We start from the raw sequence: 10435 nt of genomic DNA, 5'->3' as shown, positions 1-10435 counted from the left end.
TGGAGGCCCTGCCGGAGCTCGCCCGCCGCGGCGGGCGCAGCCGACCGCCGACCATCCCGACTCCGGCCGAGGCGCAGGCCGAACTGGACGCCGGCGAAGCCCTCGGCGCCCAGTTGATCTGCGCCTGCGATCCCGATTTCCCCCAGGCGCTGGCGGCCCTTGACCCGCCCCCGCCCCTGCTCTGGGCGCGAGGGGACGTCAGCCTTCTGGACCGCTCGGTGATCGCCATCGTCGGCGCGCGAGTGGCCTCCGCCGGCGGCCAGCGATTCGCTCGCGGCCTCGCCGCCGAACTGGGTCAGGTCGGACACGTCATCGTCTCTGGCATGGCCCGGGGCATCGACGGGGCCGCCCACGAGGGCGCGCTGGAGCAGGGAACGATCGCCGTCCTGGGCGGCGGAGTAGACGACATCTACCCCCCGGAACACCGCGACCTCTATCAGCGGCTGGTGGCCGAGGGCTGCGTGGTGGCCGAGCATCCTCCCGGACGCCAGGCCCAGGCCCGGGACTTCCCCCGCCGTAACCGGATCATCGCCGGCCTCTCCCGCGCCGTGGTGGTGGTCGAGGCCGAGTTGCGCTCGGGCTCCCTGATCACCGCCCGTCTGGCCGCCGAACAGGGCCGCGAGGTGCTGGCGGTGCCGGGTTCGCCCCTCGATCCCCGCGCCCGTGGGACCAATGACCTGATCCGCCAGGGGGCGGCGCTGTGCGAAGGCGCCGGTGACGTCCTGCGAGCCCTGGAGACGCTTGGCGGGCTCGCCGAGCCAGGGGCTGGCTTCCAAAGCGCGCCCGACATCACCGAGTCTGATCACGGCCTCACCGAGAAGGTGGCTGCCTTGCTCTCGCCAACGCCCGTGTCACGCGACGAGCTTGTCCGCGCCACCGGCCGTGAGCCAGGCGCTGTGGCCGCCGCCCTGGTGGAGCTGGCTCTGGCCGGACGGGCCGAACTGCTGCCCGGCGGTCTGGCGGCGCGCGCATGAAGCCTCAGGTTTCGGCGTCAGGCGCTCCGGCCGAGGCGCGGGCCGCTTCCAGGGCGGCGACCATCAGGGTGGTGGCCAGACCCCGATACCCCTTCACTGCGGCCAGCTCCGAAAGGTCCCGCAGGATCTCCTCGATGAAGAGGACGACCTGTTGTGGCGAGGCGTCGGGCGGCAGTGGGGCGAGCATCAGACACCGCCTCTACGCGGATTCGTCATCCACACCAAATACGATTGCCGCGACACTCCAGGTTGAGTTTTCACCCTGGTTGACATCGCCCTCCCACGCGGCCCACCTTTCGCGCCTTTGTGTTCCGGGCGTTTTGCTCGCCGAACCTTCAGTCAAAGCTCCATAAATGAACGTCGTCGTCGTCGAGAGCCCGGCCAAGGCCAAGACCATCAATAAGTACCTGGGGTCGGACTATATCGTCCTGGCCTCCTACGGCCATGTGCGAGACCTGCCCCCCAAGGATGGCTCGGTCCGGCCCGACGATGACTTCGCCATGAGCTGGGATGTGGACGCCAAGTCCGCCAAGCGGCTCAATGACATCGCCGACGCCATGAAGGGCGCAGACCGCCTGATCCTGGCCACCGACCCCGACCGCGAAGGCGAGGCCATCTCCTGGCACGTGCTGGAGGTCCTGCAGAAGAAAAAGGTCATCAAGGACGCCAAGGTCCAGCGGGTGGTGTTCAACGCCATCACCAAGTCCGCCGTGACCGAGGCGATGAAGGCCCCCCGCGACATCGACATGGAGCTGGTGGAGGCCTATCTCGCCCGCCGCGCCCTCGACTACCTGGTGGGCTTCACCCTCTCGCCTGTGCTGTGGCGCAAGCTGCCGGGTTCCCGCTCGGCCGGCCGGGTCCAGTCGGTGGCCCTGCGCCTGATCGTCGACCGTGAGCTCGAGATCGAGCGCTTCAAGACCCAGGAATACTGGACCGTCGACGCCGACGTGTCGGCCGGCGGCGATCCCTTTGTCGCCCGCCTGGTCAAGCATCAGGCCAAGCGCCTGACCAAGTTCGACCTGGGCGACGCGGCCGCCGCAGAGGCCGCCAAGGCCGCCGTCCAGGCCGCCAGCTTCACCGTCGCCTCGGTGGAGAAGAAGCCGGCCAAGCGCTCGCCCGCCCCGCCCTTCACCACCTCGACCCTGCAGCAGGAGGCCTCGCGCAAGCTCGGCTTCTCGGCCCAGCGGACCATGCAGGCGGCCCAGAAGCTCTATGAGGGCGTCGATATCGGCGGCGAAACCGTCGGTCTGATCACCTATATGCGGACCGACGGCGTGCAGGCTGCGCCCGAGGCCCTGGACGAGGCCCGTCAGGTGATCGGCGGCGTCTACGGCAAGGAATATGTGCCCGAGCAGGCGCGCATCTATCGCACCAAGGCCAAGAACGCCCAGGAGGCCCACGAGGCGATCCGGCCCACCAGCCTGGCCCGCAATCCCGGCTCCCTGCGCCTCGACGGCGATCTTGGCCGGCTCTACGAACTGATCTGGAAGCGGATGATCGCCTCCCAGATGGAGAGCGCCCGCATCGAGCGCACCACCATCGAGCTGGAGAGCGCCGACGGCCAGACCGGCCTGCGCGCCACCGGCCAGGTGATCCTGTTCGACGGCTATCTGGCCGTCTATGAAGAGGGCCGCGACGACGCCGACGACGAAGAGTCCGGCCGCCTGCCACAGGTCAGCCAGGGCGCGGCCGCCAAGGTCGCCGCCGCCCGGGCTGCCCAGCACTTCACCGAGCCGCCGCCCCGCTATTCCGAAGCCAGCCTGGTCAAGAAGATGGAGGAGCTCGGCATCGGCCGGCCCTCGACCTATGCCTCGGTGCTCACCGTGCTGCGGGACCGCGACTATGTGAAGATGGACAAGAACCGCTTTGTCCCGGAGGACAAGGGCCGGCTGGTCACCGCCTTCCTGGAGCAGTTCTTCCGCCGCTATGTGGAATACGACTTCACCGCCGCCTTGGAGGAGAAGCTCGACCTGGTCTCGGCCGGCGAGCTGAACTGGAAGGTGCTGCTGCGGGAGTTCTGGCAGGACTTTCACGCCGCGGTCGGCGAGATTTCCGAGCTGCGGGTGACCAACGTTCTGGACGCCCTGAACGAGGCGCTCGGCCCTCACATCTTCCCGCAGAAGGCTGATGGCTCCGATCCCCGGGCCTGCCCCACCTGCGCCACCGGCCAGCTGTCCCTGAAGACCGGCAAGTTCGGCGCCTTCATCGGCTGCTCCAACTATCCCGAATGCCGCTTCACCCGCCCCATCGCCCAGAGCGAGGGCGATGAGACCGATGCGGCGAACGCCGACCGGGAGCTGGGGACCGATCCTGAAACCGGCCTGATCGTCCATCTGAAGAACGGCCGCTTTGGCCCCTATGTGCAGCTTGGCGAGGGCGACAAGCCCAAGCGCTCCAGCCTGCCCAAGACCTGGTCGCCGGCCGCCATGGATCTGGAAAAGGGCCTGCGCCTGCTGCGCCTGCCCCGCGAAGTGGGCGAGCATCCCGAGGACGGCCAGATGATCCTGGCCGGACTCGGCCGCTACGGCCCCTTCGTCCAGCACAACGGCGCCTACGCCAATCTGGAGAGCATCGACGAGGTGTTCGAGGTGGGCCTCAACCGCGCCGTGGCCCTGATCGCCGAGAAGAAGGCCGGTGGCAAGGGACGACGCGGCGAGGCCGCAGCGCTGAAGGACTTGGGCGTCCACCCGGCCGATGGCGCGCCGGTGCGCATCCTGTCGGGACGCTTTGGCCCCTACATCAAGCACGGCGCCACCAACGCCAACATCCCCCGGGGTGGCGATCCCCAGGAGGTGACCCTGGAGCAGGCGGTCGCCCTGCTGGCCGAGCGCGAGGCCAAGGGCGGGACCAAGAAAAAACCGGTGAAGAAGGCGGCCGCCAAGCCCAAGGCCGAGAAGGCGGAAAAGGCGCCGGCCGCCAAGACGGCCGCGAAAAAGCCTGCCGCCAAGAAGCCGGCGGCCAAAAAACCCGCGGCCAAGAAGGCGCCGGCCAAGAAAACCGCGGCGAGTTAAGACCGGTGGACCTGCCCGTCCGCGAGGTCTCGGTTTCGGGCTACCGGTCGCTGCGGGCCATCACCTATCCGATGTCGCGGCTGGACGTGTTTGTCGGCGCCAATGGCGTCGGCAAGTCCAACCTCTACCGGGCGCTGGACCTGTTGCAGGCCGCCGCCCAGAACCAGCTGGGCGCACGCCTGGCCGCCGAGGGCCTGGACCTGGCCATGTGGGCCGGCCCCCGCAAGGCCAAGGAGCCAACGCGGATCGCCCTGTCGGTCACCCTGGCCGCGCCTGGCGCCCGCAACAGCGCCTTCCGCTATGAGGTGGAGGCGGGCTTTCCCCAGAAGGTCACCGCCGCGGCCTTCGACCTGGAGCCCCAGGTTAAGGTGGAGACCCTGACCTATCTGTCGGGCCAGCGCCGGTCGCGCCTGGTGGAGCGCCGCAACGCCTCGGTGATGGCCAGGGACGCCGAGGGCCGCCCCGCCGACCTCGACATCGATCTGCTCTCGTCCGAGACCCTGCTGGGACGCCTGGAGGATCCTGGCCGCTATCCGGAGCTCGACGCCGTGCGGCGCACCCTGCTGGAATGGCGCTTCTATCATGACGTCCGCACCGATGCGGACTCAGCCCTGCGCCGCCCCTGCGTCGCCGTGGCCGCCCCGACGCTCGCCTCGGACGGGTCCAACCTGGCGGCGGTCTTCGCCACCCTCGCCCACATCCGGCAGGATCGGAGCGACCTGGACGAGGCGGTGGCCAGCGCCTTTCCGGGCGCGGTGCTCAGCCTGCCGTTTCCGGAGCGGACAGCCACCTTCGGCCTGCGCCTGCCGGAGTTTCCACAGCGCGTCTTTGAGCCCGCCGAGCTGTCGGACGGGACCCTGCGCTTCCTGGCCCTGGCCGGCGCCCTGCTGGCCTATCGCCTGCCGCCCTTCATCGCGCTCAACGAGCCCGAAGCCAGCCTGCATCCCGATCTGATGGAGCCCCTGGCCGCCCTGATCGCCAAGGCCTCGGAGCGGACCCAGGTCTGGCTGGTCACCCACTCCGAGCGCCTGGCTCACGCCCTGAAGGACCACGGCGCCGTGCGCACCGTCCGCAAGACCGACGGCGCCACCACCATTGAGGGCCTGACCCTGTTCGGCGCTTTCCGCGACGATGAGGACGACTGAGGCGTCCCCTTGCGTCGCACTTGGTGAAGCCGAGCGCCGATTCCCGCGTTAGAAGGGGCCATGGCCAAGCCCCGCTCCCCCCGTTCCGCCACACGCCCCGCCTCACGTCCGCCCCAGGGCATGCCCGACCGCGAGACCCTGCAGAAGTTCATCCGCGAAACCGGCGAGACCGACCGCGCCGAACTGGCTCGGGCCTTCGGACTCAAGGGCGTCGACCGCCGGGCCCTGCGGGAGATGCTGAAGGAAATGCAGGCCGAGGGCCTGCTGGGCCGCCGGGGCCGCAAGGGCGTGGCCGAGGCCGGCGCCCTGCCCCCTGTGGGCGTCGTCGACGTGGTCGAGCGCGACACCGATGGCGACCTGCTCGTCCGCCTGACCAAGGGGGCGGAGGACACGCCGCTGGTCCATCTGGCGCCGGACAAGGCCGAGGAAGTGGCGGGCGCGCCGGGCCTCGGCGACCGGCTGCTGGTGCGCTTCGTCACCCTGGAGAGCGGCGAGACCGAGGCCCGGCTGATCAAGCGCCTTGGCCAGAGCGCCCACCGTGTCTTGGGCGTGGTGCGCAAGCACCGCCGCGAGGTCCGCATCGAACCGGTGGACCGCAAGTCCAAGGAAAGCCTCATCGTCTTCGACGACGGCCAGCTCAAGGACGGCGACCTGGTCCTGGCCCAGGTGGGGACCGCCGAGCGCCATCACGGCCCCAAGCGCGGCAAGGTGCTCGAGGTGGTGGGCCGCGAGGACGAACCTCGGGCCGCCAGTCTGATCGCCATCCACAGCCACGGCATTCCCACCGGCTTTTCCGACGAGGCTGTCGCCGAAGCCGAGGCCGCCCAACCGCCGACCCTGGCTGGCCGCGAGGACCTGCGCGACCTGCCGCTGATCACCATTGACCCCGCCGACGCCCGGGACCATGACGACGCCGTCTACGCCCAGGCCGACGAGGACCCGGCCAATGAGGGCGGTTGGATCGTCTGGGTCGCCATCGCCGACGTGGCCGCCTATGTCCGCCCGGCCGGCGCCCTGGACCGCGAGGCCCGGGACAAGGCCAACAGCGTCTACTTCCCCGACCGGGTGGAGCCCATGCTGCCCGAACGGCTCTCCAACGGCCTCTGCTCCCTGCGCGAGGGCGAGACCCGGGCCTGCATGGCCGTGCGGATGGTCTTCGACCGCAATGGTCGCAAGCGCAGCCACAGGTTCGTCCGCGGCCTGATGCGCTCGGCCGCCAAGCTCGCCTACGAACAGGCCCAGGACGCCATCGACGGCCGCCCCGACGACAAGGCCGGCCCCCTCCTCGACCCCATCCTCAAGCCCCTCTGGGCCGCCTACCTGACCCTCAAAAAGGGCCGCGAAGCCCGCTCGCCGCTGGCCATCGAAAGCTCTGAGCGTCGCATCGTCATCGGCGACGATGGGAAGATCGATTCGATCACCCCGCGACCGTCCCTCGAGGCGCACAAGCTGATCGAGGAGATGATGATCCAGGCCAATGTCTGCGCGGCCGAGACCCTGGAGGCCAAGCGGACCCCGCTGATCTACCGCATCCATGATGCCCCGAGCCCGGAGAAGATTGATTCGCTTGGGGAATTCCTGGGCTCGATCTCGGTGAACTGGTCCAAGGGCGAGGCCGTCCGCACCGACCGCTTCAACCGCCTGCTGGACCTGACCCGGGAGGGGCCGCACGCGGAGATCGTCAATGAGGTGGTCCTGCGCACCCAGATGCAGGCCCATTATTCCACCGACAATATCGGCCATTTCGGCCTGAATCTGGCCCGTTATGCGCACTTTACGTCGCCTATTCGCAGGTACGCCGACCTCATCGTCCACCGGGGCCTGATCAGCGCGCTTAGCCTCAACCTGCCCGGTGGACCCGACGGTCTCAGCGACTGGGACATCTCCCACATGAAGGCCACGGCCGAGGAGATCACCCATGCCGAGCGCCGGGCCATGGCCGCCGAGCGCGACGCCACTGACCGCTATGTGGCCGCCTTCCTGTCCGACAAGGTGGGCGCGACCTTCCATGGCCGCATCACTGGGGTGACCCGCTTTGGCCTGTTCATCCGCCTGGCCGAGACCGGCGCCGACGGCCTGATCCCGATCTCCAATCTGGGGGATGAGTTCTTCATCCACGATGAGAAGATGCACGCCCTGATCGGCGAGCGCTCCGGCGCCCGCTGGCCCCTGGGCATGAGCGTTGAGGTGAGGCTGCGCGAAGCGACCCCGATCACCGGCGGCCTGCTGTTCGAGATGCTGAGCGAGCCGGCTGCGCCCGACCCCACCGCCCCGCGCCCGCGCCTAGGCATCCGCCGCAAGGCCGGCCGCCCACCCCTGCCCCGGCAAGGCGGCAAGCACCGGCGGCGGTGAGCCGCACGAAATTGACCTAAGGTCAGCCTTCCTCAAGGTCCGGCGTCGGTCATACAGTTGTTTCATGACTGACGCAGAGATTCCCCGCCGCCCCGAGGGGGGCCGGATGCGCCCCGAAGGCGCCCGAGCCGTGAAGCCGCGGGATGCGGCCACTATCATCCTGGTCCGCCGGGACGCCGCCAAGCCGCGCGTCCTGATGGGCAAGCGCAACAGCGGCCACGACTTCATGCCCAATCTGTGGGTGTTCCCGGGCGGGCGCATCGACCGGGCCGACTTCCGCGCCCCCCACGCCACCGACCTGCGCCCCGAGGTGGCGGCCAAGTTCGACCGGCACATCAAGCCTGGCCGCGGCCGGGCGCTCGCCATGGCCGCCATCCGCGAGACCTTCGAGGAGGCGGGCCTCCTGCTGGCCAAGAAGGCCCCGCCGAGGCCCGGTGTCGGCCCCTGGCGGGAGTTCCTGGCGCAAGGCGCCATGGCCGACCTGGAGGCCATGGAGATCATCGCCCGGGCGGTCACCCCGCCCATGCTGGCCAAGCGGTTCGACACCTGGTTCCTGATGGCCGACGCCGAGCGGCTGGTCAGCCTCGACCGTCAGCCCGACTGCGGGGAGCTGGAGGAGATCGCCTGGGTGGATTTCGACGATGCGCTGGGCCTTGAGCTGCCCATGGTCACGCGGACCATGATCAAGGAAGCGGTGCTTCGCCTGGATGATCCGGAGCGTCCGTCCCCCTATATGCGTTTCGGGGTGAAGGGCCATAAGCTCGGCCACCTCTAGAAACCATTCAGGAGTCCGCATGTCCGATCGACCCAAGGTCGCCGTCATCATCGGCAGTCTTCGCGCCCAGTCCGTGAACCGGCGTCTGGCCCAGGCCATCGCCAAGACCATCGCCCCCCGGCTCGACCTGCAGATCGTCGATTACGCTGATGTGCCGCTCTACAACCAGGACCACGAGGCCGATCCGCCGGCCGCGGTCATCGCCTTCAAGGACGCGATCAAGGCCGCCGACGCCGTCCTGTTCGTGACCCCGGAATACAACCGCTCCATGCCGGGCGTGCTGAAAAACGCCATCGACTGGGCCTCACGGCCTCCGGGCCAAGGCGTGTGGGCCGGCAAGCCCGCCGCCATCGCCGGCTCCACCCCAGGCGCCGTGGGCACGGCCGCGGCCCAGGTGGACCTGCGCAATGTGCTGACCGCCATCAATGTGGCGGTGATGGGCATGCCGCAGATCTATTTCACCCACAAGGACGAGCACTACACGGAGGGCGGCGGCTTTTCCGATCCCAAGTTCGCAGCCTTCATCGAGGGCTGGGGCGACAAGTTCGCCGCCTGGATCGCCAGGATCAACGGCTGAACCGATGGCGCTTGCGATCGACCGCATCGAGACCGCCGGCCCCCGCAATGTGCTGGGTCCCCGTCACCAGAACCGGCTGATCATCGCGCCGCAGGACCACCGTCCCTACAGCCCCTTCCTGTTCCTGGCCGAGGACTGGTTCGCCCCGCCGGCCGGCTTCCCTACCCACCCCCACCGGGGGATGGAGACGGTGACCTTCATCCTCGAAGGCCAGATGATCCATGAGGACCACACCGGCGCCCACGGCGAACTTGAGGCGGGCGACGTCCAGTTCATGACCGCCGGCGGCGGGGTGATGCATTCGGAGATGCCGGGACCGCGGGGCGTCCATTCCCTGCAGCTGTGGCTGAACCTGCCGGCCGCCAAAAAGATGACCCCGGCCCGCTATGGCGACCAGCGGGCCGCCGAAGCCGCCCTGATCACCGGCGAAGGCTATGAGGCCAGGCTCTATGCCGGCGAGTTGGGGGGCGAGAGCCGGCCCCATGGCAGCCTCTGGCCGCTGGCCCTGATGGACCTGCGCCTGGAGGCGGGCGCCGCCCTGGCCCTGCCCCTGAAGGCCGGCTGGCGCGGCTTCCTGCTGGTCCTGGAGGGCGAGGCCCAGGTCGGGACAGGTGAGGCCCCCGTGAAGGCTGACCAGCACGCCTGGGCGCATGTCGCCGAGGCCGACGACGTCCTGCCGGTGAGCGCCAGGACGGCCGTGCGCGCCCTCTTCTACGCCGCGCCCATCATCGACGAACCCGTGGTCGCCCACGGCCCCTTCGTGATGAACACCGTGGACGAAATCCGCCAGGCGTTCCTGGACTATCAGACGGGGCGGCTGACCGCGGTTCGGGGCTGAGGTCAAACGACGCCCTCCCGCATTGACTTTGGTCTGCGGATTCGTATTGTCCGCGGCTCATTCGAAATGACTGCCGGGGTAAGCGCGCTTGCCCGGCCCCGCGAGGACCGACCATGGCGAAGCCAGCTTCCATCAAGATCCGCCTGAACTCCTCGGCGGACACCGGCTTTTTCTACGTGACCAAGAAGAACGCCCGCACCAAGACCGACAAGCTGGTCATGAAGAAGTACGACCCCGTCGTGCGCAAGCACGTCGAGTTCCGCGAAGGTAAGATCAAGTAGGATCGCCTCGCGCACGCGAACAAGGAAACGCCCGGCTGGATCAGCCGGGCGTTTTGCGTTTGTCGCCTATGGCCGCCGCGACCGGCCGAGCAGGGTCAGCAACAGGCCGCAGGCCGTCACTGCAAACATGACCCCGATGATGAGCGTCAGACGCTGCTCTCGGGCGCTGACCTCCACGGCCTCGCGCAGGCCGCCCAGGTGGCTAAAGAACGACATCCAGAACATGGCGCAGGCAAAGCCCCAACCGGCCGCCAGCACCCGCTCGCCGCGACGCCGTAGCGCGAGAACGCCGCCAACGATCAGCAGACCAGCAGCGACATAGTCGACGACCCAGAAGGGCCACCACTGCCAATCCGGCCAGTTTCGAAGGACTTCCAGGACCGCGCCCAGCGTCCCGAACGCAATGGCCACCCAAGCCGAAACAAGTATCATCTCCACCTCCCCAGGTTGTTGTTTGGGAAGACGCTATACCTCAGGCGGAA

At 68.9% G+C, this 10435-nt stretch carries 10 protein-coding genes; 8 read left to right on the top strand and 2 right to left on the bottom strand.

Going from position 1 to position 10435, the window contains the following annotated elements; genetic code table 11:
• On the top strand, window positions 1–974 hold a 974-nt coding region (gene dprA, locus Q8N19_RS06010; RefSeq protein ID WP_305588679.1), incomplete at its 5' end, for a DNA-processing protein DprA.
• Between the two features lie 4 nt (window positions 975–978).
• On the opposite strand, the gene Q8N19_RS06005 is transcribed toward dprA, so the two are convergent.
• On the bottom strand, window positions 979–1161 hold the full coding sequence (locus Q8N19_RS06005; protein ID WP_305588678.1) for a hypothetical protein: 183 nt from the start codon (window positions 1159–1161) through the stop codon (window positions 979–981).
• Window positions 1162–1327: 166 nt separating this feature from the next.
• Between Q8N19_RS06005 and topA the strand changes: the two genes are divergently transcribed.
• The 7 genes from topA to rpmG all read left to right on the top strand — a co-directional run bounded on the left by topA (window position 1328) and on the right by rpmG (window position 9953).
• Window positions 1328–3985: a type I DNA topoisomerase gene (topA, locus tag Q8N19_RS06000; protein ID WP_305588677.1), complete on the top strand. Its 2658-nt coding sequence runs from the start codon at window positions 1328–1330 to the stop codon at window positions 3983–3985.
• Window positions 3986–3990: 5 nt separating this feature from the next.
• Window positions 3991–5130: an AAA family ATPase gene (locus Q8N19_RS05995; protein WP_305588676.1), complete on the top strand. Its 1140-nt coding sequence runs from the start codon at window positions 3991–3993 to the stop codon at window positions 5128–5130.
• Window positions 5131–5190: 60 nt separating this feature from the next.
• Entirely contained in the window at window positions 5191–7482 is a 2292-nt protein-coding gene (gene rnr / locus Q8N19_RS05990) for a ribonuclease R (protein WP_305588675.1), read from the top strand.
• A gap of 64 nt (window positions 7483–7546) precedes the next feature.
• Window positions 7547–8257 (top strand): NUDIX hydrolase, encoded by a 711-nt coding sequence (locus tag Q8N19_RS05985; protein WP_305588674.1) that lies wholly within the window; start codon window positions 7547–7549, stop codon window positions 8255–8257.
• A gap of 19 nt (window positions 8258–8276) precedes the next feature.
• The gene (locus Q8N19_RS05980; protein ID WP_305588673.1) at window positions 8277–8834 is read left to right on the top strand and encodes an NADPH-dependent FMN reductase; all 558 of its coding nucleotides are present in this window, start codon (window positions 8277–8279) and stop codon (window positions 8832–8834) included.
• A gap of 4 nt (window positions 8835–8838) precedes the next feature.
• Window positions 8839–9672 (top strand): pirin family protein, encoded by an 834-nt coding sequence (locus tag Q8N19_RS05975; RefSeq protein ID WP_305588672.1) that lies wholly within the window; start codon window positions 8839–8841, stop codon window positions 9670–9672.
• 113 nt (window positions 9673–9785) lie between these two features.
• A complete protein-coding gene (gene rpmG, locus Q8N19_RS05970; protein ID WP_111458827.1) occupies window positions 9786–9953 on the top strand; it encodes a 50S ribosomal protein L33 in 168 nt (55 codons plus the stop codon).
• 66 nt (window positions 9954–10019) lie between these two features.
• Here the strand turns inward: rpmG and Q8N19_RS05965 are convergent, their stop codons facing one another.
• On the bottom strand, window positions 10020–10385 hold the full coding sequence (locus tag Q8N19_RS05965; RefSeq protein ID WP_305588671.1) for a hypothetical protein: 366 nt from the start codon (window positions 10383–10385) through the stop codon (window positions 10020–10022).
• Window positions 10386–10435: the final 50 nt, after the last annotated feature.

The organism is Phenylobacterium sp., assembly GCF_030693405.1.
GTDB lineage: Bacteria > Pseudomonadota > Alphaproteobacteria > Caulobacterales > Caulobacteraceae > Phenylobacterium.
This window is presented reverse-complemented; position numbering and strand designations above follow the sequence as displayed.

What these genes read in the sequence shown, in the direction of transcription:
- Q8N19_RS06005 (WP_305588678.1), bottom strand. Translation starts at nt 1,161, where the DNA reads ATGCTCGCCCCACTGCCGCCCGACGCCTCGCCACAACAGGTCGTCCTC.
- topA (WP_305588677.1), top strand. Translation starts at nt 1,328, where the DNA reads ATGAACGTCGTCGTCGTCGAGAGCCCGGCCAAGGCCAAGACCATCAAT.
- rnr (WP_305588675.1), top strand. Translation starts at nt 5,191, where the DNA reads ATGGCCAAGCCCCGCTCCCCCCGTTCCGCCACACGCCCCGCCTCACGT.
- Q8N19_RS05985 (WP_305588674.1), top strand. Translation starts at nt 7,547, where the DNA reads ATGACTGACGCAGAGATTCCCCGCCGCCCCGAGGGGGGCCGGATGCGC.
- Q8N19_RS05980 (WP_305588673.1), top strand. Translation starts at nt 8,277, where the DNA reads ATGTCCGATCGACCCAAGGTCGCCGTCATCATCGGCAGTCTTCGCGCC.
- Q8N19_RS05975 (WP_305588672.1), top strand. Translation starts at nt 8,839, where the DNA reads ATGGCGCTTGCGATCGACCGCATCGAGACCGCCGGCCCCCGCAATGTG.
- rpmG (WP_111458827.1), top strand. Translation starts at nt 9,786, where the DNA reads ATGGCGAAGCCAGCTTCCATCAAGATCCGCCTGAACTCCTCGGCGGAC.
- Q8N19_RS05965 (WP_305588671.1), bottom strand. Translation starts at nt 10,385, where the DNA reads ATGATACTTGTTTCGGCTTGGGTGGCCATTGCGTTCGGGACGCTGGGC.